Below are 22,807 nucleotides of genomic sequence, written 5' to 3' on the forward strand. Positions count from 1 at the left end.
GGAACGACCGTGCGGGAACGACTGAAGGGCGGGTGCGCAGTGCGCACCCGCCCTTCAGCCGTCCGGCGTCAGGTCCCCGAAGGGATCAGCCGCGCCGCTCCGCCACGTAGGCGACGCCGTCGTCCCACCGGTCGCGGTGCCGGATGTAGTGGTCCCGCTTCCAGGGCTTCACCTTGCCCGCCCAGTGGATGATCTTCGGGTCCACGAACTCCTGCCCGGGCTGGGTGTTCCACCCGGCGTCGAGGTGGTGGTAGGTGGAACCCGCGTAGCACCACAGGACCTCCTGGTCGTCGAGCCCGAAGTGCTCGACGAACGGGACGAACTCCTGCGAGAAGCTGTCCTTGCGCATCGCCGCGAGGTTCAGCACGAGGATGCCCGCGTTGAAGCTGCGGAAGCCCTCGGGGTGCCTGCGGTGCATCGCCCGGTAGAACAGGTGGGCGAGCTCGGGCTCGTTCCGGAGGCGCACACCGAGGTTCAGGTTGCCGACGCCCCGGCGCTCGTCACCGGTGCTGTAGGTGCGGGCCGCGAGCGGCGCGTCCTGCAGGTCGGTGTCGAACAGCTCTGCGATGTCGACCACCGGGATGGCGTCCAGGTCGTGGTACAGGATGCGGTCCATGTCCGGCAGCAGCTCGGGCAGCAGCAGGCGGTCCATGGTGGACACCGTGATGTGGCCCTTGAGGCCGGCGATGGGGCCGTAGTCGACGTCGTCCAGCGCGATCCACTCGAAGGTAACCTCGGGGAACAGCGCGGAGAGGCGGTCGTGGTCCTCGCTCGAGTGGTCGCGGGTCATCGCGACGACGTGGAGCGGACGGGTCGAGTGCTGGACCATGGCACCGACGACGACCTCCATCTCCTTCTTGAGGTTGCCGTCGAGCGCCACCGCGATGTTGACCGGCTCGCCCTGGCGTGGCTGCGTGGCCTCGCGGAGCACCCGCGTCTCGCGAGCGGCCGAGCAGACCTCGTCGATGTCGAACGAGAGCGGCAGGCGCTCCTGGGGCTTCGCGAACTCGGCGCGGGCCTCGGCGACGAGCGGGGCAGTCACGCGGGCCCACTCGGCGTAGACCTCTTCCGTCGGCGCGCCCGAGAACATCAGGGACAGCACCGGGGGCAGGATCTCCCGGACCTTCTCCCGGATCGCGTTCCGGCCGTCGTCGTCGACGTCGAGCAGGCCCTTGAAGCGCACGTCGGCCTTCACCTTGGGGTGGACCGTCACGTTCGCCCCGATGGACCAGGCCGGGAGGTAGCAGTGCAGGCGCGAGGTGTGCACCTCGGAGTAGTCCCGGCGGTAGCTGTCGAGAAGATCGAGCGCCTCGCGCAGCGCCTGGGGCGCCGGGGTCCACTTGACCTCGTCGCGCTCCTGCTTGTACGTCTTCGCGCCCTCGGGAGCCGTGGTGTCGACGTACAGGGCCGGAGCGTTCGGCCCGGCCTTCGGGGCGTCGGGGAACACCGCGTTGACGGTGGTGGTGATGCAGCCGGAGAAGAAGGCGGGGATGCCGCGGCTGAGCAGGAGGTGCGTGGTGTACCAGTCGCGACAGCCCACGGGGCCGTTGGCCTTGAGGTGCTCGATGGTCTCCGGCGTCAGCATGTCCGCGCGGTTCACGTGGAACGAGATGAACAGCGGGTTGATGTTCGAGTTGAACGGCAGGCCGTAGGTGAGCCCGAACGTCGGGTGGGCGTACCAGCCGAAGGTGAGGCCCCACGTGTTCTCGGGGACGGCGTCGTAGGCCGATGCGTCGCGGTTGACGAGCGTGAGGTGGACGTCGGCGGCGGGGCCGTCGAGCTTCAGCTCGGGCCGCACGCGCTCCTTGAGCTCGTCGACGAACGACACCAGCTCGGGGTCGCCGTGGAACCGCAGGCCGTCGTGGCGGACCACGTTGGCGAGGCTGGCGATCGTCTGGACGTAGTCGCCGACGTTCGACGAGGTGCCCGGCCAGTCCGGCTGCTTGTAGTCGATGACGGCGAACGAGACCCGCCCGGCCGGGACCTGCTCCGGCGTCCGCGGGTGGGACGCGCGCTCGACGAACGTGGACAGGTGGTCCGCGCGGCGCCGGAAGTGGTCGCTGAGGGTGGGCAGGGCGCCGAGGGTGTCGAGCGCCTTGCGCGACCTCTCGTAGTCGCCGAAGGCGAAGAAGGACTCGGCCATGGACACGAGGTGACCGGGCTCGGTGACTACGCCGTCATCGATCCAGGAGGCCGCCTCGTCGCGGCCACGGGTGTCCTTGGCGATCAGGTGCGCGCGGAGGTACTCCGCGGGCGCCAGCCGGGCCACCCACTCCAGGGGGGCCTCACGGAAGAGGTCGCGGGCGAAGCCCGGCTGCGTGTTGCTCATGGCGACGATGCCGGCGCCCAGGGCGCCCACGGCACGCGTCTCGGGGTTGTCGTAGAGAGCCTGGCAGACCGACCGGGCGGGAAGGTCGCGCTTCTTGCTGAGCTCGGCGCGCACCATACCGACCACGGCGCGGGGGAAGTCCTCACCGCGCTGGATCCGGCGCATGAGCTCTGCGTCGGCCCGCAGCGGATCCAGGTCCGGACCAGGGCTCTTGGCGGCGGGCGTGCTCGCGGCCTTCGCCGCGCGGGCGGCCGGCGGCGGGGTCGCACCGGCAAGCCGAAGCGCGACGCGCGCACTCTTCTTCAGGGCGCGGTTCCTGAGATTCAGGAGGTAGGTGCTCATCGGGTCAGGGTTTCCTTGTGATGTCGGAACTGCAGCGTGTGCAGTGGACGCACGCTCGCCGGGGCGAGGTGGCAGGACTGAGGCAACCCTGATGCTACCGTCGCGGGCGAGGGGCGACAGACACATTCGCACCCGCCCGGACCAGCCGCGCCGGGACGATGTCGAGTAGAGACCGCCCTCGACGATATGGCATTGTGGGGCGCGTTTTTCAACCACTGGACGAACGTAGGCGCCTTGATGACGGCCATGATCTCGACGAACGCCCAGCCGGGGACCGCACCTTCCGACGCTGCGGCGCGTAACTCCGCACGCCCGGACGCCGGACGCGTCTTCCGCCCGGAGGTGCAGGCGCTGCGCGCCCTGGCGGTGCTGCTCGTCCTCGTCTACCACATCGACCCGTCGGTCCTGCCCGGCGGGTACGTCGGCGTGGACGTCTTCTTCGTGATCTCCGGCTTCCTGATCACCGGGCACCTGTGGCGCGAGGCGACGACCACCGGGCGGGTGAGCCTGCGCAAGTTCTGGGCGGCCCGGGCCCGGCGCATCCTGCCCGCCTCGCTGGTGGCGACGGTGACCACCATCCTCCTGGCGCTGGTCCTGCTGCCCCTCGAGCTGATCGACAGCTGGTGGCGCCAGGCGCTGGCGTCCGTGCTGTACGTGGAGAACTGGGCGCTGGCCGTCGACGCCGTCGACTACCAGGCGGCGAACAACCAGCCGACGGCGTTCCAGCACTTCTGGTCACTCGGCGTCGAGGAGCAGTTCTACCTGTTCTGGCCGCTGCTGGTCGTGCTCGCCGTCGTGCTGTGGCGGCGGACGGGCGCACGGCGAGGTGCCGCAGGCGAGCCGGCCGGCCCCGCGGGGCTCCGCGTCGCACTGCTGGTCCTGTTCGGCAGCGTCACGGTCGCCTCGCTCGTGTGGGGCGTGCTGGAGGTGCGCGCGGGGAACCCGACCGCCTACTACTCGACCCTGACCCGCGTGTGGGAGCTGGGCGCCGGCGGCATCGCGGCCCTGCTCGTGCGCGACGGCGCCCGGCCCGGCCCGGTGCGCAACGCGCTGGCGGTAGCCGGCCTGGCCGGGATCGTCGTGGTGGCCTGCCTGTACGACGACGCCACGCCGTTCCCCGGGTTGTACGCGGTGGTGCCGGTGCTGGCGACGCTCGCCGTCATCGTGGCGGGCCGTACGTCCGGGCCGGGGTCGCTGCGCACCATCACCGAGTCGTGGGCCGTGCAGCGGATCGGCGACGTGTCCTACTCGCTGTACCTCTGGCACTTCCCCGTGGTGGTGTTCTTCGCCGTGCACACCGGCCGGAGCCCTCGGACGCCGGAGGTGCTGGCCATGGTCGCCCTCTCGTTCGCGCTGGCGATCGCGAGCTACGTGCTGGTCGAGCAGCCGGTGCGGAGGGCGCGGTACTTCCGGCACGACGGGCGCATGCTGATCGCCGCGCTGCTGGCCATGGCGCTCGTCGCCGGGACGGCCCTCCTGCTCCCCGCCCGCGCGAACGCCATCATGCGGCCGTGGGACGACCTCGCCGCCACGGTGGCCGCGGAGGCGGACGCGCGGCTCGCGGCGGGTCAGCCGGGTGACCTTTCCCCGTTCGTCGACGGGCGGGTGGCCATCCATCCGAACCCGCAGCGCATCGCCGACGACAAGTTCCCCGGTACCGAGGAGTGCCTGGTCAACGGGCTCGAGCGCGAGACGCCGGCGTGCGAGTACGGCGAGACGCAGGACCCGGCCGCCACGGTCGCCCTGGTCGGGGACTCGCACGCCGCGCAGTTCACGGAGCCGCTGCTGGAGATCGCCGCGGAGCGCGACTGGCGGGTGGTCACCTATCTGCACGGTTCCTGCCCGTACAGCATCGACCGCAGGACGTCGGACGATCCCGCACTGGTCGAGGGCTGCGCAGCGGGCAACGCGCAGACCAGGCAGGCGCTGCGCGAGCTCCAGCCCGACCTGGTCCTGACGTCGTTCCTGGAGCGGACCGCCATGGAGCCACGGGGCGACGAGAAGGTCCCCGGAGCGACGGGCCTCGCCGAGACGTGGCGCGAGCTGTCCGACGACGGGGCCCAGGTCGTGGTGCTGCGCGACACGCCGCTGCCGAAGGCCGACGCGGTGCGGTGCGTGACGGAGAACTACTCCGACCCGCGGGTGTGCGACCAGACCCGCGAGGAGGCGATCGGCGGCCGGCAGAAGGTGCCGGCGGCGACCGCGCTGGCGCCGGGGACCGAGGTCGTCGACTTCTACGACCTGTTCTGCACCGAGTCCAGGTGCCCCGCGGTGATCGGCAACGTCATGGTCTACATGGATCAGAACCACGTCAGCCGTACCTACATGCACGTGGTGACCGACCGGCTCCGGCAGGCGCTGCCCGCCAACCCGTGAGCCGCCGCCCCCGCTCGATCAGCGGGGGCGGCGGTCACCGCACCGGCTACTTCTTGCGGGTCACGGCGTCCAGGGCGTCGGTGATGCCGTCACCGTAGAAGCTGTTCTCGTCCAGGGTCCCCACGCAGGCGGGCCCGGCCGTCGTGGTGGTGCACTCGTGATCGTCGGCCTGGGTGCGGACGGCCGCCTCCAGCTTCGCCGGGCTCCAGCGCGGGTGCGCCGACTTCATGAGCGCGAGCACGCCCGCGACGTGCGGCGCCGCCATCGACGTGCCGCTCTTCAGGTCCCAGGTGCCGTCGAGCTCCGTGGACAGGATCGCGCTGCCGGGGGCGGAGACGTCGATCTTGCCGAGGCCGCGGTTCGAGAACGAGCTCAGGGCCGTGGTCTGGGTCAGGGACGAGACCGTCACGACGCCGTCCAGCTCCGCCGGGATGTCCTCGCAGCCGGAGTTGATCACCCGGTTCACGGCAGCCGAGTCGTTGGGGCTCGACGCGTCGGTGGTGTTGGTGGCCAGGTCCGTGGTCGCGTTGCCCGCCGCGGCGGCATGCACCACGCCACGCTTCGTCGAGAAGTCCACCGCGCGGCGCACGGCCTCCTTCGCGGCAGCCTGGTCGGGCTGGTCCTCGCACCAGTACATGAACGGGTCGACGTAGTACGAGTTGTTCGTGACGTCCATGCGCGTCATGCCCGCCCAGACGAAGCCGCAGATCGCGTACTCGGGGTAGATGTACCCGTCGTCGTTGACGACCTTGACCGAGGCCATCTTGACGCCCGGCGCGACGCCGACGATGCCGACGCCGTTCTGTGCCGCGGCGATGGTGCCGGCGACGTGCGTGCCGTGGTCCGAGGTGGTCGGCAGCCAGCCCGTGGCCGACATGTCCGGCCTACCGCCGTCCGTGCAGTTCACGGACCGGCCCGTGTCGACCTGGCTGGCCAGGTCCGGGTGCGACGCGTCGATCCCGGAGTCCAGCACACCGACGACGACGTCGGACGAGCCGGGGTTGATCTCGAGGGCCTGGTCGGCCTTGATCATCTCCATGTCCCACTGGGTCGCCTCGCCCGGGTCGGGGACGGCGGTGGTGCCGGCCGGCTCGTCGACGGTCCAGCCGGTGGTGTCCTTCTTGGCCTTGCCGACCACGGTCTTGCTCTTCTGCGTGCCCGCGGCGGACTCGGTGCCGGGGGTGCCCTCGGTGGGGGAGACGGTGCGCGTGGCACCGACGGACTCGACGACGCCGAACCGGTCGGCAGTGACGACGTCCTCGCGGAACGAGCCGTTCGCCGAGTGCGCGACGAGCACGCCGATCTGCGGCCAGGCCTGGACGACCACGCCGTCGGCCCGCTGGATGGCCTTGGTGGCGAGGACTGCTGCACGGGCGTTGGTGTGCTCCGTGTTGACGACGTAGGAGAACAGGGCGCCGTCGGGAGTCACGATCGGGACGGGCGTGGACTCCGGCTCGTCGGCCGCGAACCCGGCGGCGCTGCCGAGTGCGGAGAAGGCGAGCGTTGCGACGGCAACGAGAGCCGTTGCCCTGTATGGGCGGGATGTGCGCATGTCACTCCATTGGGTCTGAGATGGGTCAGAGATCCAAGGCCCCGGTCAGGGCCCACGGGCAAGATACGCCCCTCTGTGGCGCGCGCCACCCTGCCGGCCCTCTTTTGGGAGCGGGTGATGTTTGCCGACTTTCGGTGAGAGGGGGTGGCCGGACGTGCAATGTTGATGGGGCAAAGTCACTGGCTCGTTCGGGCATGAAGGCTTGGACGGGCGGTGTGCCGCGCTCCGCGTGAGCTGTGGCTTCGACGCACCAGAACCCCCTCGAGTAAGCAGGAAACGATGTCTGCCGCGGTTTCATCGCGGGCCGGACTTCCGGACAGTGAGCGGCGTTCGCCGGGCAAGGCTGCCCCTCGCCCCTCCGGGAGCAACCCGCCCGGCTGGGTGCCCGAGCTGCACGGGCTGCGAGGCCTCGCGCTCGCGCTCGTGGTGCTGTTCCACCTGTTCGGGCAGGGGCGGGTGTCGGGCGGCGTCGACGTGTTCCTGGTGGTGTCGGGGTTCCTGGCGACGGGTGCGCTGCTGCGGCGCGCCGAGCGCGGCGCCCTGAACCCGTTCGCGTACTGGGGCCGGACGTTCTGGCGGCTGGCCGTGCCCGCGCTGCTGACGCTCGCCGCGACGGCCGCGCTGATGTTCTGGCTGATGCCCCGTCCGGCGTGGGAGCAGACGGGCCGGGAGATCTTCGCGGCGGCGACGTACTGGGTGAACTGGGAGATGATCGCCGGCCAGCTCGCCTACGGTGCGGCGGGCCCGCAGACCAGCCCCGTGCAGCACTTCTGGTCCTTGTCGGTGCAGGGGCAGTTCTTCCTCGTCTGGCCGCTCGTGGTGCTCGCGGTGACCGCCCTGGTCGGAGGTGGTGGACGCCGTCGCTGGTTCAGCCCGCGCCGGGCGCTGACCGTCGTGACCGCGCTGGCGACGGCGGCGTCGTTCTGGTTCGCGGTAGGGCTGGCCGCGCAGGACCAGGTGACCGCGTACTTCCACTCCGGGGCGCGGTTCTGGGAGCTGGGCCTCGGCGCGCTGGCCGCCCTCGTCCTGCCGTGGGTGCGCGTGCCCGGGTGGCTGCGTCCGGTGCTGGCCTGGCTCGGTCTCGCGATGGTGGTCGCGTGCGGGTTCCTGATCGACGGCGGTTCCGAGTTCCCGGGGCCGTGGGCGCTGTGGCCCGTCGGCGCGACGCTGCTGGTCGTGTTCGGGTCCTCCGGCGCCGCGTCGGGCAGCCCGCCCGGAGCCGCGGTGGCGCGCGATCGGGGCCCGCGCCGTCTGCTCGAGACGAGGTTCTTGCGCTGGGTCGCCGACCGTTCGTACGCCCTGTACCTGTGGCACTGGCCGCTGCTCATCTCCTACCTGCTCCTGCGGGACCGGGACACCGTCGGACCTGCCGGGGGAGCGGTGGTGCTCGCCGCTTCCGTGGCGGCGGCCTGGCTCACCGACCGGACCGTGGCCCGTGGTGCGCAGGCGTTCCGCGGCCGGGTGGGCGACGTGTGGTCGCTCCTGGCGACTGTGCTGGTGATCTCGCTCGTCGCGGTCCCGGTCGGCCTGTGGGTGCGGGACGCCGAGCACTACCGCGCACAGGTGCTGACCGAGCAGGTGCTGGTGGTGCCCGCCCAGCCCTCCATCCGGTACCCGGGGGCCGCCGTGCTGACCGAGGGCGTCGAGGTGGATCCGGCAGTGCCGCGTCCCGACGTCATCGTCGCCAGGCAGGACTGGTCCGAGGCGCAGCGCACGCCGGGCTGCGTGCAGGTGCACGGCAGGGTGCTGCCGGACGGGACGGAGGTGATCGCCTGCTCGCTCCACGAGCCGGACTCGCCCGCGCTGCCCGACCTGCTGGGTGCGCCGGACCCGCCGGACGTGCGGCGTCTGCCCGGGGCGTCGGGCTCGCCGGGCGGGCGCGTTCGCACGGTGGCCCTGGTGGGCGACTCGCACACCCTGCAGTGGTCCACGGCGTTCCGGATGCTCGCCGATCAGGAGGGCTGGCGCCTGGTCCTGTTCGCGAAGCAGGGCTGCCGGATGCAGGATCCCGGGCTGGAGGTCAGTGGCGCCCGGTCGTGCCGGGTGTGGAACGAGGGCCTCGGCGGCGAGCTGGCCGAGCTCCGGCCGGACGTCGTGGTCACGGTGGGCACCTACACCGCGACCCGAGCGGGCGAGCCGGAGAAGGTGGCCGAGCCGGAGGTCTCCGCATGGCGGAAGCTCGACGCGCACGGGATCCCGGTGATCGCGCTGCGCGACAACATGCGGTTCGGGACCTCACCGGTCGGCTGTGTGGCGCAGCACGGTGCTGCCGACCCGCGCTGCGGCCGGGACCGTGCCGAGATTCTCGGCGCGAACCCGCTGGACACCTATCCGGGCGTTCCGGCCTCGACGACGGTGATCGACCTGAACGACGCCCTGTGCACCCCCGTCCGCTGCGAGGCGGTGGTGGGCAACGTGCTGGTCTACCGCGACGACGACCACGTCTCGGCGACCTACCTCCGGACGGTCGCCCCCTACCTCGACGAGCGCCTGCGGGCGGAGGCACCGTGGCTCTACCGATGACTCGTACCCACCGGGATTCCACCCGGAATTCCACCTGGAATCCCACCTGGAATCCCACCTGGAATCCCACCCGGCATCGATGCCTGCGGCTGCCCGATCTGGGTTCGTGTGCGACCTTGGGTGGGCGCAAAATCTCTGCGGTTTCGAGACCCGGACAACCCGGACAGTTGACCCCATTCGTTCCGGGTCGGCTTGTACTATCAATCGCACTATATCCATCGAGTAAGTAGGAATTGTGATGTCTGTCGCCGTTTCGCAGCGACCCGGCCTGCCGGACGGCGAGCGGCGCGCTGAGCGCACAACTCCACCGCGACCGCGTCGGACCAGCACACCCGCCGGCTGGGTGCCCGAGCTGCACGGGCTGCGGGGCCTCGCGCTCGCACTCGTCGTGCTGTTCCACCTGTTCGGCAACGGGCGGGTCTCGGGCGGCGTCGACGTCTTCCTGGTGGTGTCAGGATTTCTCGCGACCGGAGCGCTGCTCCGGCGCGCCGAGCGCGGCGCCCTGAACCCGTTCGCCTACTGGGGCCGGACGTTCTGGCGGCTGGCCGTGCCCGCGCTGCTGACCCTCGCCGCGACGGCCGCACTCATGGTCTGGCTCATGCCGCGCCCGGCGTGGGAGCAGACCGGCCGGGAGATCTTCGCCTCGGCGACGTACTGGGTGAACTGGGAGATGATCGCCGGCCAGCTCGCCTACGGGGCCGCCGGCCCGCAGACCAGCCCGGTGCAGCACTTCTGGTCGCTGTCCGTGCAGGGGCAGTTCTTCCTTCTCTGGCCGCTGGTGGTCCTCGCTGTCACGGCAGCGGTAGGTAGCCGCGCCCGACGCCCGTGGCGTAGCCCGCGTGCGGTGCTCGCCGTCGTGACCGCCGTCGCGACCGTCGCGTCGTTCTGGTTCGCGGCGAGTCTTGCCGCGCAGGACCAGGCCACCGCCTACTTCCACTCGGGAGCGCGGTTCTGGGAGCTGGGCCTCGGCGCGTTGGCCGCCCTCGTGCTGCCGTGGGTGCGCGTGCCCGCGCGCGTCCGCCCGGCTCTCGCGTGGCTAGGCCTCGCGATGGTCGTCGCCTGCGGGTTCCTGATCGACGGCGGATCCGAGTTCCCGGGTCCCTGGGCCCTGTGGCCCGTCGGCGCGACGCTGCTGGTCGTGTTCGGGTCCTCCGGGGCGGCGCCGGACGCCGGGGCGGCGCCGGGCGCCGGGGTCACGGCGTCGGCCGGGCGCGGGCCGCGCCGTCTGCTCGAGACCAGGGCCCTGCGCTGGATCGCCGACCGCTCCTATGCCCTGTACCTGTGGCACTGGCCGCTGCTCATCTCCTACCTGCTCCTGCGGGACCGGGACGCCGTCGGGCCGGCCGGGGGAGCGGTGGTGCTCACCGCGGCCGTGGCCCTGGCCTGGCTCACCGACCGGACCGTCGTCCGCGGCGCGCAGGCATTCAGTGCTCGAGTGGGGGACGTGTGGGCGCTCGTGGCGGCGGGGGTGGCCATCTCGCTCGTCGCGGTCCCGGTCGGTCTGTGGGTGCGCGACGTCGAGCACGACCGCGCGCAGGCTCTTGCCGAGCTGGCGCAGCCCTCGGCCCTCAGCCCGGGCGCCGCCGTGCTGACCCACGGTGTCGACGTCGGCCCGGCCGGGCTCCGGCCCGACCCGCTCGTCGCAGCGGACGACCGGTCCGAGGCGGAGCTCACTCCGGGCTGCGTCCAGGGGCACGGCCGGGTGCTGCCCTCCGGGACGGAGGTGATCGCCTGCGCGCTGCACGAGCCGGAGGCGCCGACGCGCACGGTGGCCCTGGTCGGCGACTCGCACACCCTGCAGTGGACGACGGCGTTCGAGGTGGTCGCCGAGCGCGAGGGCTGGCGGCTGATGCTCTACGCGAAGCAGGGCTGCCGCATGCAGGACCCGGACCTGGAGGTCAGCGGCTTCCCGTCGTGCCGTCCCTGGAACGAAGGTCTCGCGGGTGAGCTGGCCGAGCTCCGGCCGGACGCCGTGGTCACGGTCGGCACCTACACCGGGACCCATGCGGGCGAGCGCGAGAACGTGGCGGAGCCCCAGGTCTCCGCCTGGCGGAAGCTCGACGCCCAGGGGATCCGCGTCATCGCGCTGCGCGACAACATGCGGTTCGAGACCTCGCCCGTCGGCTGCGCCGCGGAGCACGGGGCTGACCCGCGCTGCGGCCGGGACCGTGCCGAGATCCTCGGCGCCAACCCGCTGGAGACCTATCCGGGTGTCCCGGCCTCCACCTCGGTGATCGACCTGAACGACGCCCTCTGCACCGCCGACCGCTGCGAGGAGGTGGTGGGCAACGTGCTGGTCTACCGGGACGACGACCACATCTCCGCGACCTACGTCCGGACGGTCACGCCCTACCTGGACGAACAGCTGCGGACGAAGGCACCCTGGCTCTACTGACCCTCTACTGACCTCCTACTGGCCCTCTGCTGGCCAGGTCTCGAGCGCGCGGCGAAGGTCGTACACAGTGGTTCGATGAGACTGTGATCCACACGAGCGACTACGAGATCGAGGACGAGGCCCGCGTGCGCGACCTGGTCCGTGACCACGGCTGGGCCACGCTCGTCTCGGTGGCCGACGACGGCGCGCCCGTCGCCTCCCACGTGCCGGTCCTGCTGGAGGACACGCCGCAGGGGGAGCCGATGAGCCTGCTCAGCCACGTCGGCCGACCCGACGAGGTGCTGCACGGGCTCGACAGCGGCCGCGAGTCGCTGCTCATCGTCCAGGGACCGCACGGCTATGTGTCTCCCGGCTGGTATGACCTGACCCCGGCCGTGCCGACGTGGAACTACGTGACGGTCCACCTGCGGTGCGCCGTCGAGCTGCTCGGGCCCGACGAGTCGTACGCGATCCTCTCCGACACCGTCGACAGGTACGAGTCGGTGCTGCCCGACCCGGTCCGGCTGCCCCGCGTCGAGGAGTACGCGCGGCGCATCGCCAAGGGAGCCGCGGGGTTCCGCCTGCGGGTCACCGGATGGCAGGGCAAGGCCAAGCTGAGCCAGGACAAGCCGCGCGCCGTCGCTGAACGCGTGGTGGCGGCGCTGGAGTCGGACCCCCACTACGCGCAGCCCGCGCTCGCGGCGGAGATGCGCGCCGAGCTCGACCGCAGGCGGGACCAGTCATGAGCGGCACGGACGCGCTGCTGCTGGCCGACGCCCGCCTGGTCGGCCGCACCGACGGCGTCGACCTGCTGCTGCGCGACGGGCGCGTGGCCGACGTCGCCCCGGCGGGCACGCTCGATGCCGGGCCGGCGGAGCGGATCGAGCTGGCCGGGCGCACGGTCCTGCCCGGTCTCTGGGACAAGCACGTCCACCTCACGCAGTGGGCGCTGGTGCGGCGACGGCTCGACCTGTCGGGCGTCGGCTCCGCGGCCGAGGCGGCGGCGCTCGTGCGCGCCCGCCTCGGGGAGGGGGCGCTCGAGCCCGGCGCCGCGCTGGTCGGCTACGGGTTCCGGGACGGCCTGTGGCCGGACGTCCCGACCGCCGCGCTGCTCGACGCGGTGGCGGGCGACGTACCGGTCGTCCTCGTGTCCGGCGACCTGCACTGCGCGTGGCTCAGCACCGCCGGCCTGCGGTACGTCGGCGTCGACACGCATCCCACCGGCGTGCTGCGGGAGAGCGAGTGGCTGCCGCTGGCCTCCGCCGTCGACCGGGTGGCGGACGAGCTCGCCGACACCTGGGTGGCCGACGCCGCCGCTGCTGCCGCAGCCCGGGGTGTGGTCGGCGTCGTCGACCTGGAGATCACCGACAACCGCGCTGCCTGGCACCGCCGGTTCGCGGGCGGCTTCGACGCGCTGCGCGTCCGGGCGGGCGTCTGGACACCCTGGCTGGACGACGTCCTCGCCGCGGGCCTGCGCACCGGCGACGTGCTGCCCGGCACGGGCGGCCTGCTGGAGCAGGGGCCGTACAAGGTGGTCATGGACGGCTCGCTCAACACCCGCACCGCCTACTGCCACGACGCCTACCCCGGCATGACGGGGCCCGAGGCGCGCGGGATCCTGTCCGTGCCGCCCGAGGAGCTGGTCCCGCTCATGAAGCGCGCCCACTACGGCGGGCTGCGGTGCGCGATCCACGCGATCGGCGACCACGCCAACGCCCTCGCGCTGGACGCGTTCGCGGCAACCGGCGCTCGCGGCTCGGTCGAGCACGCCCAGCTCCTCGACGACACCGATCTGGCCCGGTTCGCCGAGCTCGGCGTGATCGCATCCGTCCAGCCCGAGCACGCCATGGACGACCGCGACGTCGCGGACCGGCACTGGGCCGGCCGCACGGGGCGGGCCTTCCCGTACGGCTCCCTGGCCGACGCCGGGGTGGTGCTCGTGCTGGGCTCGGACGCGCCGGTCGCCGCCCTCGACCCCTGGGTCGCGGTCGCGGCGGCTGTCAGCCGCGCCCGGGACGGGCGGGACCCGTGGCACCCCGAGCAGCGGATCGGGCTGCGGGCGGCGCTGGAGGCCTCGACGGACGGGCGCGGGCTGTACCCGGCGCCGGGCGGCCCGGCGGACCTGGTGGTCCTGGACCTGGATCCGCTGGCGGTCGAGGCCGACGACGGCGGGGCGGGGGCCGGGGCGGACGCCCTGCGGAAGATGCCGGTAGCGGGCACGCTGCTGGCGGGCCGCTGGACCCACCGAACGTTCTAGCCCGGACCGTCCACCCCTACACACCGCACGCGACACGCCGACGGTGGCGGGCAGTGTGTAGGGGTCGCTGCTGACCGGCGTCGGGGGTCAGCCGGACAGCGCGCCCCGGACCAGGTATCCCGCACAGGCGGCACCGAGGACCAGCGCGGCGGCCGTGGCGAGGGCGATGGGGGCGGCGCCGTGGTCGAGGGAACCGGTGGTGTGCAGTGCGGCGTTGGCCCGGCGGTAGCCGATCGCGGCGGCGACGTAGGCGGCGACCGCCAGGCCCGCGCCGATCACGCCCGCGAAGACCGCCAGGACGCCGGCGGCCTCCACCGTGAAGCGCATGGCGACGAGGCTGGCCACCCCGAACGCCAGGCACGTACGGCGCCAGGCGAGCAAGGTGCGCTCGGTCTGCAGGCCGGAGTCGTAGACGCCGTCCTCATCGGCCGCCCGGCTCATACGAAGAGCCCGATGGTCACCAGCGCTACCGCGACGACGATGCCCACGACGAGCAGCCCGCCGACCGCGAGGCCCGGGAGCGGCCGGCCCAGGCGCAGCGCCGACTCGGTGGCGGCCCAGCCGAGCCAGGCCTGCACCGCGGCGACCGTGCCCAGCACGAGGAAGACACCGGCAGCGGCCACGCGCCAGCCGGTCGCGGCGGGCAGGGAGAGCGCTTCGAGCGCGAACGCGCCCGCGTACAACCCGAGCGCCGTGCGCAGCCAGGCCAGGAACGTCCGCTCGTTGGCGAGGCTGAACCGGGGGTCGGGCTCGTCGCCGTCCCGGTAGACGCGCTGGGGAAACCTCTTGGTCGGCACCTGCCCACGGTAACGGCGCCTACGTCGCTCAGCGGCCCGCGGCGTATCCCTGCGCCCCTCGCGGGTTGGCGGCGGCCCCCAGCAGCCCGGTGGCCGGGTCGCGGGTCACGGCGGACAACCTGCCGAGCGCCCAGTCGCCGGCCCGGGTCACCACGTGCCCGCGGCGCTCCAGCCCCGCGATGACGTCGTCGCCGAGCCGGTCCTCCACCACCGCGCCGCCCGGCGTCCAGGTACGGGGCCAGAACGAGCCGGGGAACGACGTCGTGTGCAGGGCCGGTGCGTCGATCGCCTGCTGCGGCGTGTACCCGCCGACGAGCACCCGCAGGAGGAACAGCAGCTGCCACTGGTCCTGCTGGTCGCCGCCCGGGGAGCCGAGCGCGATCAGCGGCTCGCCGTCGCGCAGCACGAGCGTGGGGGTCAGCGTGGTGCGCGGCCGTCGTCCGGGCACCAGGGCTGACGGCGACGCCTCGTCCAGCCAGGTCATCTGCAGCCGGGTGCCCAGGCAGAAGCCGAGACCGGGCACCGTGGGGGAGGACTGCAGCCAGCCGCCCGACGGCGTCGCGGAGACCATGTTGCCCCAGCGGTCCACGACGTCGATGTGGCAGGTGTCGCCGCGGGTGGCGCCGGTGTGCTCGGGGGAGTCCGGTGAATCGACAGGCGCGACCGCCGGCGCCGCGACCGGGACAGTGGGCTCGCCGACACCCGCCGCCGCACCGCCCGTCGGCGCGCCCGGCAGCGAGCCGGCCGGGGCGGTGGCCGCGTACTCGGTACGCAGGACAGGCATCGGCGGCGTCGGGCGGCCCGGCACGTCGCCGGGCCGCACCTCGTGGCTCGCGACGTCGCTCACGAGCGCCCGGCGTCGGGCCGCGTACTTCTCGCTGAGCAGGTACGCCAACGGCACGTCGTCCGCGGCGGGGTCGCCGTACCAGACGTCGCGGTCCGCCATCGCGAGCTTCTGGGCCTCGAGGATCGTGTGGGCGCCGAGCTCCGTGGACGGGTCGAGCGCGGCGTCGTCGAACCCCTCGAGGATCTTGAGCGCCGCCAGCATGGCCGGGCCCTGTCCCCAGGCACCGGTCTTGGCGACCGTGTACCCGCGGAACGTCGCGGTGCACGCATCCTCGTAGGAGGCCTCGAAGCCGGAGATGTCGGCGGCGGTGATGACACCCGCGTGGTCGCCGCCGTCGGCGTGCCGGTGCGGGGTGCCGACGAATGCCTCGACGGCCGCGCCCACGTGCTCGCGCCAGGCCACCCGGGCGAGGTCGATGGCCTCCGCGCGGCTCGCCGCGCCGGAGCCCGCCGCGACTACCGCTTCCAGCAGGTCGGCGTACTCCGGGTTGGTCACGAGCGCGCCGGGGACGGGGGCCGCGCCGTCGGGCAGCCAGCGGGCGGCCGAGGTGGGCCAGTGGTCCCGGAACAGGTCGCTGACCATGGAGATGGTGGAGCTGACCCGGCCGAGCACTGGGTGGCCGTCGCGGGCGTACCCGATGGCGTGGGCGAGGACGTCGCCGAGGTCCCAGGTGCCGTGGTCGCGCAGGAGCAGCAGCCACGCGTCGACGGCGCCCGGCACCGCCGCCGCCAGGGCCCCCGAACCCGGCACGAGGTCGAGCCCCTCGGCCCGGTAGTGCTCGATGGTGGCGCCCGCCGGGGCAGGGCCCTGGCCCATCAGCACGCGCGGGGCCGACGGCGCGTCGGCGGTGACGAAGACACCCGTCATGTCGCCACCCGGCCCGTTGAGGTGCGGCTCCACGACGTGCAGCACGAACGCACCGGCGACCGCCGCGTCGAACGCGTTGCCGCCCCGTTCGAGCACCGCCTGGGCGCTCGCGGTGGCGATCCAGTGGGTCGAGCCGACCATCCCGAACGTGCCCTGGAGGTCGGGCCGGGTTGCCTGGGCGGCGGGCGGCGAGAAGCGAGCCGGGTCGGACGGCAGCGGGACGGACGGCGCGGAGGTCATGGCAGGGACGATTGCATACGATCGCCGCCCGGACAACGCGCGTGCCTGCGAGGCCCGGCGGTCCCTCCGAAACGTCCGCCACTGGGCGGGGCACCTCTGTCCGGCGGGTGAAACCCTGGGTACAGTCTCGCCATGGAAAAGGACAATGAGGTCGCTTCACAGGGGATGCTCGAGGACCCGCCGTCGTCGGGCGAGCAGGCCGGGGGCGGGTACGACGGATCCCTCGAAAAGCCGCGCTGGAAGATCATCGGGCCGGGCCTCGTCGTCGCGGCCACCGGCATCGGCGCCGGCGACCTCGTCGCCACGATGGTCGCGGGCAGCAACTACGGCTATGCGCTGCTGTGGGCGGTCATCCTCGGCGTCGTCGTGAAGATCGCCCTGGTCGAGGGCGCCGGGCGCTGGACGCTCGCGACCGGCCGCACCATCTTCGACGGCTGGAAGGGGCTCGGCCTGTGGGCCGTCGTCTACTTCGGCATCTACGTGGTGATCTGGGGCTTCAGCTACGGTGCCGCCGCGATGTCCGGCGTCGGCCTCGCGCTGAACGGACTGTTCCCGGCTGTCGACGTGCGCTACTGGGCGATGCTCTCCGGCGTCGCAGGCCTGCTGCTCGTCTGGTTCGGCAAGTACAAGCCGTTCGAGAACGTGATGGCGGTCCTCATCGGTGTCATGTTCGTGACCGTCGTGGGCTCGGCGGCGATGACGACGCCCAACCTCGGCGAGATCGCGGCAGGCCTCGTGCCGATCATCCCCGAGGGCGCGGTCCTGAACACGCTGGGCCTCGCGGGCGGCGTCGGCGGCACCATCACCCTGGCCGCCTACGGCTACTGGCTCACCGAGAAGGGCTGGAGCACACCCCGCTGGATGCGCGTGATGCGGCTCGACAACGCGTGGGCCTACGTCATGTCGGGCATCTTCGTGGTGTCCATGCTCATCGTGGGCTCGGAGCTGCTGTACTCCGCCGGCATGGCCGTGGCCGACGGCGAGGAGGGGCTCATCGACCTCGCCGACGTGCTCTCGCAGCGGTACGGGTCGTTCATGGCACCGCTGTTCCTCGTCGGGTTCTTCGCCGCCACGTTCTCGTCGGTGCTCGGCGTCTGGCACGGGGTGTCGCTGATGTTCGCGGACTTCGTCGCCACCATGCGCAACCTGCCCAGCGACGACCCCCGTCGCGGCGCCGGCGGCACGTACTACCGGATCTACATCCTGTGGCTGACGTTCCCGCCGATGGCGCTGCTGTTCCTCGACAAGCCGATCCTGCTCGTCGTGCTCTACGGCGCGCTGGGCTCGCTGTTCATGCCGTTCCTGGCGCTGACGCTGCTGATCCTGATGAACTCGAAGGCGGTGCCGCTCCAGTGGCGCAACCGCTGGTGGGTCAACGTGATCCTCGCCCTGGTGGCCGTGATGTTCCTGGTCCTCGGCGGCAACGAGCTCATCAAGGTGATCGCGCCGGTCTTCGGCGGCTGACGCCGCGCCGGGACCGAGCGTGGCGGGATCTCGCGAGACGTGTCAGACCCTCAGGTCGCTCCGGTGACCTGAGGGTCCGACACGTCGGGGCGGCGATGGCCTCAGGCCGCCACCGTCCGCATGCTCTGGACCTTCTCGTAGATCATCTCGAACGCGTCGAGGGTCCCGTCCTCGGCGTGCGCCACGACCAGCTCCCGGCTGGCCGCGCCCATGCGGTGCCGCAGGTCGGCGTCGGTCAGCAGGTCGCCCAGCCGGTTCGCCAGCTCGCGCACGTCGCCCGGCGTGTAGAGCCAGCCGTTGACCCCCGGGCGCACCAGGTGCGGCAGCGCCATCGCGTCGGCGGCCACCACGGGCAGCCCCGACGACATCGCCTCCAGCGTGACCAGGCTCTGCAGCTCGGCGATGCTCGGTATGCAGAAGATGTCGGCCCCTGCGTACGTGGCCACCAGCTCGTCGTCGGGCACGAAGCCGCGGAAGGTGACCCGGTGCGAGACCCCGAGGTCGTTGGCGAGCGCCGCCAGCGCGGCCGCCTGCCCTCCCTTGCCGACGATCTCCACCCGGCCGGGGGTGCCTTCGGGCAGCATCGCGACGGCGCGGATCAGCTCGTCGACCCGCTTCTCGGCGTCGAGCCGCCCGACGAAGAGGATCTTGGGCTCCGCCGTCGCGGCCCGCGGAGGTGCGGCGAAGTGCGCGGAGTCGATGCCGTTGGACACGGAGATCGCTTCGGTCAGGCCGGCGCGCGCGACCAGCAGGTCGACCGCGCGGGGGGTGGGCGCGGTCACGATCTGCGCCTTGCGGTACACGCGGCCGGCGTCGCGCCCGGCCCAAGCGGCGAACGTCTCGGTGAGCGACCCGGGGATCGGCAGGTAGGCGAGGACGTTCTCCGGCATGAGGTGGTTGGTAGCCACCAGCGGGTAGCCGCGCCGGGTGGTGGCGGAGACCATGCCGCGACCCACGAGGAAGTGCCCCTGGGTGTGCACGACGTCGGGCTGGATCTCGTCCAGCAGCCTGCCGACCGCCGCAGCCGCGTGCCACGGGGTCACCAGGCGGAGCGACTCGTGCGCCGGGTACCGGAAAGAGCGCAGGCCGTGGACGGTGACGCCGTCGAACGTCTCGACCACGGGGCGGCCTACGGGCGACGGTGCGACCACGTGCACCTCGTGCCCGCGACCGCTCAGGCCGTGCGCGAGCCGGTGGGCGAACCGCGCCGCGCCGTTGATGTCCGGTGGGTAGGTCTCCGCGCCGATCAGGATCGTGCGGCGGGTGTCGGGCAGGTTCACTGAGCTGTACCTCTCGATGGTCCGGTAAGTCTCGAAGTGGTCGTGCGCGCCGCGTGGCCCGTGTCGGAACTGGGGGTCCGCCGAGCTCGGTGACGCAGGAACAGGACGCGGTCGCCGGGGGGGCGACGGGCGGTGGACGTCCGTGCCCACACGCTCCCTCAGGACGGCGGTACCGGCGAGCGGTACGGTGCCGGACCCGTCGAGGGCGACCGCTGTGGCTTGCATGGCTCAACCGTGGCGCAAGAAGGGTATTCACCGCCACCGGGTTTCCCCCCGGAAACAAGATGGGGGTTTACCCCCATCTTTCGTGAACGTGTACCCCGGATGTCGTCGCCATGCTTAAGGTCAGCGCGATGAGCAACTACACGCCTTCTCAGCACCCGGCGCCGCTGCCGCACACGAACCAGCGGAGGCCGGCGGACGAGGTGCCCTACGCGGCCCTCGTCGCAGGTACGCCCGTGCGCGACGAGGACCGTGAGGTCGGCGGCGTCCGGGCCCACGTCAGGGTGTACGGCGACCCTGCGGCACCCCAGCGGCTGGTCTTCCTGCACGGGTTCCGGGGCGATCACCACGGCCTGGAACTGATAGTGGCGCACCTCCTGCGGCAGCGCCCTGACCTGCAGGTTGTAGTGCCTGACCTGCCCGGATTCGGTGCTTCGGCACCGCTGGGGGAGGGGCGGCACGACGTAGCGGGCTATGCGGCCTGGACCGCCGAGCTGCTCGCCGCCGTCGCGCCGGAAGGTGATGCGGTGCTCGCCGGGCACTCCTTCGGGTCGATCGTCGCGGCCGCCACGCTGGCCGGCGACGACGCGCCCCGCGTGCGCGGGCTCGTGCTGGTCAACCCGATCGCCACGGCGGCGCTCGATGGACCGCGACGCGCGCTGAGCGCCGTGACGGTCGGTGTGCACCGGCTGGCCGCCGCGCTGCCGGAGGCCGTCGGAACCGGGCTGCTCCGTCACCCGATGTTCACCCGCGTAGCCAGTGTGGCGATGGTCACTACCGACGACCGGGTGCTGCGGCGCTGGATCCACGCCGAGCACGACAGGTACTTCTCCGGGTTCGCCGACCGGCGCACGCTGCTCGAGGCCTTCCACGCCTCGGTGGGGACCGACGTCGCCGGCTATGCCCCTGCCATCGGTGTGCCGACGCTCCTGATCGCGTCCGAGAACGACGACGTCGCCCCGCTGCCCTCGCAGCGCGTGCTGGAGCTGACGTTCCCGCGCGCCCGGCTCGCCGTCGTCCCGCGGGTGGGGCACCTGGCCCACTACGAGGCGCCCGACGTCGTCGCGGACCGGACCGCCGAGTTCCTCGCCACGCTGGAGGCCGCGCCGCGCTGACCGCGCTCGGGGTAGGGATGAGAGCTGAGCGACAGTTTGATAAGGTGAAATTGACCGTTATCTTTCTGTGACCTAAGGTCTGCGGCGATGACGACGAGCAGCCAGCCAGCCACCGTGTCAGAAGCAACCCCCGTAACCCCGAGCGACGAGCGCCGGAGATCTTCCGGCCGGCTCGTGGGGATGGACGGCCTGCGCTTCGGGGCGGCGGCAGCGGTGCTGCTCTACCACTTCACGGCGACGTCGACCGTGACCGGGTACTGGGGCGTCGACCCGGCTGACGCGTTCCCGTTGCTCAACGAGGTCACGCGGTACGGCTGGCTCGCGGTCGAGCTGTTCTTCATGATCTCCGGGTTCGTGATCCTGCTCAGCGCCGACGGCCGCGGCATCGCCGGCTTCGTCGCCTCTCGCGTGGGCAGGCTCTTCCCGGCCTACTGGGCCTGCATAGTGCTGACGGTGTGCCTGCAGCAGGTGTGGTCAGGCGGACGCCAGACCTCGCTGACCGAGACGTTGGTCAACCTCACGATGGTGCAGGACCTGTTCGCGGTACCGGGCGTCCAGGTCGTGTTCTGGACCCTGCTGGTGGAGCTCAAGTTCTACCTGCTCGTGTTCGTGCTGCTGGCGTTCGGTCCGCTCACCCGTAACCGGGTGCTCGCGCTCGCCACGCTCTGGCCGCTGGTGGGCTGGGCCGCGCAGGATCTCGGCATCCACTGGCTCGCCGACCTGCTGGTGTCGAACTACGCCCCGTACTTCGCCGTAGGCATGCTGCTGTTCCTCGTGTACCGCGACGGCTTCGACCCGGTCACCACCGTGCTGCTCGCCGGAGGAGTCGCCCTGTCCGTGCTGCGCGTCCTCGAGGCCGCCGGCCGGGCGTCCGACCTGCAGGGGGTGCCGGTGAACCCCGTGATCAGCGTGCTGCTCATGCTGGCGAGCGTCGCGGCCGTCTGGGCGACGACGCTCCCGGGCAGGACGGTCCCGCCCCCGCGGCTGGCGGCGGTGCTCGGAACCGTCGGCGGCCTGACCTACCCCGTCTACCTGGTGCACACGCAGTTCGGGTACGCGGTGATCGACGCGCTGGCCCACGAGACCACCCGCACCGTCGCGCTCCTCGCCGCGGGTGCGCTGAGCCTCGGCCTGGCGGTCGCTATCCACTACGGCGTCGAGCGGCCGACGTCGGCCCGGCTGCGCCGGGCGGTGCAGACCGGGCTGCTCCGCGCCGGAGACGCGGTGCGCTCGCGGTTCTCGATGCTGTCGGACGCTTAGGCCGGCCGCCTCACCTGATCCCGCTCGTCCGGCTGCGGAGTCCGACGAGGGAACAGCGGTTCAGCGCGGCGGGTCCGGCACGGCGAACGGCAGGCGGTGCAGCAGCTCCGACTGCTCCTCTGCCCGCTTGCGCTCCCGCTGCCCGGCGACGAGCTCGCGCTCACGGCGTTCGGCGAGGACCGCGTGCAGGAACGCCTCCGGGTGGGTGCCGGGCGGCGGCCCGGGCGCCACGTAGCGCTCGATCTGCCCGGCGAGGTCGTCGCCGAGCCGGGCCCGCGACTCGGGTGCGAGGCGGGAGGCACGGCCCAGGAGCTGACGGGCGGCCAGGGCGAGCCCGTCGGGCAGCCGGCGCATGTCTGCCGTGCTCGCCCACGCGGCCAGGGACTGGGGCATCACTATCGGGGCCGACGGCTGCTTGCCGCCCCGCACCCGCACCGCGTACGTGCCGGCGGCGATGTCGCCGAGGCGCTTGCCCTTCGCGTTGGCCAGCGAGGCGATGGCGGCAATACCGCCGAACGTGAGCCACAGCTCGATCACCCCGACCAGGGCGCGCACCAGCGCGTGCCGGAACCGGACCGGACCGCCGTCGTCGCGCACCACGCGGATGCCGCACGCGAGCTTGCCGAGCGACCGGCCGCGCGACAGCGTCTCGACGGTGACGGGTATGGCCACCATGATCGCGACGTTCGCGAGGATGTAGACCACCATCGCGATGTCCTCGTTCAGCACGGCGTTCTGGAAGAACCACATGCCGCCGACGACCAGCGCGATCACGAGGACCGCGACGATCACCAGGAAGTCGAGCATGCCGCCCATCGCACGCGTGATGAACGACGCGGGGCGCGCGTCCAGCACCACGCCCTCGCCGATGACTATGCCGTCCTGCACGGTTCCTCCGGTCGGGTCGCAGGGCCTGGGTGTGGGTCCTGGCAGCGGTCACGCCGTCACTCTTCTTCCTGTGC

15 protein-coding genes are annotated in these 22,807 nt (G+C 72.4%); 8 read left to right on the plus strand and 7 right to left on the minus strand.

What is annotated here, in order from left to right; translation table 11 throughout:
- Nucleotides 1-85 precede the first annotated feature (85 nt).
- On the minus strand, nt 86-2,671 hold the full coding sequence (locus AB0F70_RS14410; RefSeq protein ID WP_357449070.1) for a glycosyltransferase: 2,586 nt from the start codon (nt 2,669-2,671) through the stop codon (nt 86-88).
- A 237-nt stretch (nt 2,672-2,908) separates the two neighbouring features.
- Between AB0F70_RS14410 and AB0F70_RS14415 the strand changes: the two genes are divergently transcribed.
- Nucleotides 2,909-5,047 carry an acyltransferase family protein gene (locus tag AB0F70_RS14415; protein ID WP_357449072.1) on the plus strand — a complete coding sequence of 713 codons (2,139 nt, stop codon included), beginning with the start codon at nt 2,909-2,911 and terminating at the stop codon, nt 5,045-5,047.
- Between the two features lie 46 nt (nt 5,048-5,093).
- Here the strand turns inward: AB0F70_RS14415 and AB0F70_RS14420 are convergent, their stop codons facing one another.
- Nucleotides 5,094-6,599, minus strand: a complete 1,506-nt coding sequence (locus AB0F70_RS14420) for a S8 family serine peptidase (protein ID WP_357449074.1) — start codon at nt 6,597-6,599, stop codon at nt 5,094-5,096.
- Between the two features lie 279 nt (nt 6,600-6,878).
- Here AB0F70_RS14420 and AB0F70_RS14425 point away from each other — a divergent pair, with 279 nt between their 5' ends.
- The 4 genes from AB0F70_RS14425 (at nt 6,879) to AB0F70_RS14440 (ending at nt 13,753) form a co-directional block, all read left to right on the plus strand.
- Nucleotides 6,879-9,122 (plus strand): acyltransferase family protein, encoded by a 2,244-nt coding sequence (locus AB0F70_RS14425; RefSeq protein WP_357449076.1) that lies wholly within the window; start codon nt 6,879-6,881, stop codon nt 9,120-9,122.
- A 238-nt stretch (nt 9,123-9,360) separates the two neighbouring features.
- Nucleotides 9,361-11,517, plus strand: coding sequence for an acyltransferase family protein (locus AB0F70_RS14430; RefSeq protein WP_357449078.1), 2,157 nt, complete (start codon nt 9,361-9,363; stop codon nt 11,515-11,517).
- 83 nt (nt 11,518-11,600) lie between these two features.
- Nucleotides 11,601-12,242 (plus strand): FMN-binding negative transcriptional regulator, encoded by a 642-nt coding sequence (locus tag AB0F70_RS14435; protein WP_357449080.1) that lies wholly within the window; start codon nt 11,601-11,603, stop codon nt 12,240-12,242.
- A complete protein-coding gene (locus tag AB0F70_RS14440; RefSeq protein WP_357449082.1) occupies nt 12,239-13,753 on the plus strand; it encodes an amidohydrolase family protein in 1,515 nt (504 codons plus the stop codon). The genes AB0F70_RS14435 and AB0F70_RS14440 overlap by 4 nt, the downstream gene beginning before the upstream one ends.
- Nucleotides 13,754-13,840: 87 nt before the next feature.
- Here the strand turns inward: AB0F70_RS14440 and AB0F70_RS14445 are convergent, their stop codons facing one another.
- Genes AB0F70_RS14445 through AB0F70_RS14455 form a run of 3 tightly spaced genes read right to left on the minus strand, consistent with a single transcriptional unit; the run spans nt 13,841 to nt 16,405 of the window.
- The gene (locus AB0F70_RS14445) at nt 13,841-14,194 is read right to left on the minus strand and encodes a DUF202 domain-containing protein (RefSeq protein ID WP_357449084.1); all 354 of its coding nucleotides are present in this window, start codon (nt 14,192-14,194) and stop codon (nt 13,841-13,843) included.
- Nucleotides 14,191-14,550 carry a DUF202 domain-containing protein gene (locus tag AB0F70_RS14450; RefSeq protein ID WP_357449086.1) on the minus strand — a complete coding sequence of 120 codons (360 nt, stop codon included), beginning with the start codon at nt 14,548-14,550 and terminating at the stop codon, nt 14,191-14,193. Before AB0F70_RS14450 ends, AB0F70_RS14445 begins: the two co-directional genes overlap by 4 nt.
- Before the next feature lie 28 nt (nt 14,551-14,578).
- The gene (locus AB0F70_RS14455) at nt 14,579-16,405 is read right to left on the minus strand and encodes a gamma-glutamyltransferase (RefSeq protein ID WP_357449212.1); all 1,827 of its coding nucleotides are present in this window, start codon (nt 16,403-16,405) and stop codon (nt 14,579-14,581) included.
- A 231-nt stretch (nt 16,406-16,636) separates the two neighbouring features.
- Between AB0F70_RS14455 and AB0F70_RS14460 the strand changes: the two genes are divergently transcribed.
- Nucleotides 16,637-17,968 (plus strand): Nramp family divalent metal transporter, encoded by a 1,332-nt coding sequence (locus AB0F70_RS14460; protein WP_357449088.1) that lies wholly within the window; start codon nt 16,637-16,639, stop codon nt 17,966-17,968.
- A gap of 101 nt (nt 17,969-18,069) precedes the next feature.
- On the opposite strand, the gene AB0F70_RS14465 is transcribed toward AB0F70_RS14460, so the two are convergent.
- Nucleotides 18,070-19,248 carry a glycosyltransferase gene (locus AB0F70_RS14465; protein ID WP_357449090.1) on the minus strand — a complete coding sequence of 393 codons (1,179 nt, stop codon included), beginning with the start codon at nt 19,246-19,248 and terminating at the stop codon, nt 18,070-18,072.
- A gap of 353 nt (nt 19,249-19,601) precedes the next feature.
- Between AB0F70_RS14465 and AB0F70_RS14470 the strand changes: the two genes are divergently transcribed.
- On the plus strand, nt 19,602-20,585 hold the full coding sequence (locus tag AB0F70_RS14470; protein ID WP_357449092.1) for an alpha/beta hydrolase: 984 nt from the start codon (nt 19,602-19,604) through the stop codon (nt 20,583-20,585).
- Between the two features lie 87 nt (nt 20,586-20,672).
- The gene (locus tag AB0F70_RS14475; RefSeq protein WP_357449094.1) at nt 20,673-21,845 is read left to right on the plus strand and encodes an acyltransferase; all 1,173 of its coding nucleotides are present in this window, start codon (nt 20,673-20,675) and stop codon (nt 21,843-21,845) included.
- 60 nt (nt 21,846-21,905) lie between these two features.
- On the opposite strand, the gene AB0F70_RS14480 is transcribed toward AB0F70_RS14475, so the two are convergent.
- Nucleotides 21,906-22,733: an RDD family protein gene (locus tag AB0F70_RS14480; RefSeq protein WP_357449096.1), complete on the minus strand. Its 828-nt coding sequence runs from the start codon at nt 22,731-22,733 to the stop codon at nt 21,906-21,908.
- Nucleotides 22,734-22,807: the final 74 nt, after the last annotated feature.

It is taken from the genome of Promicromonospora sp. NPDC023805 (assembly GCF_040639635.1).
In the GTDB taxonomy this organism is placed as follows: Bacteria; Actinomycetota; Actinomycetes; order Actinomycetales; family Cellulomonadaceae; genus Promicromonospora.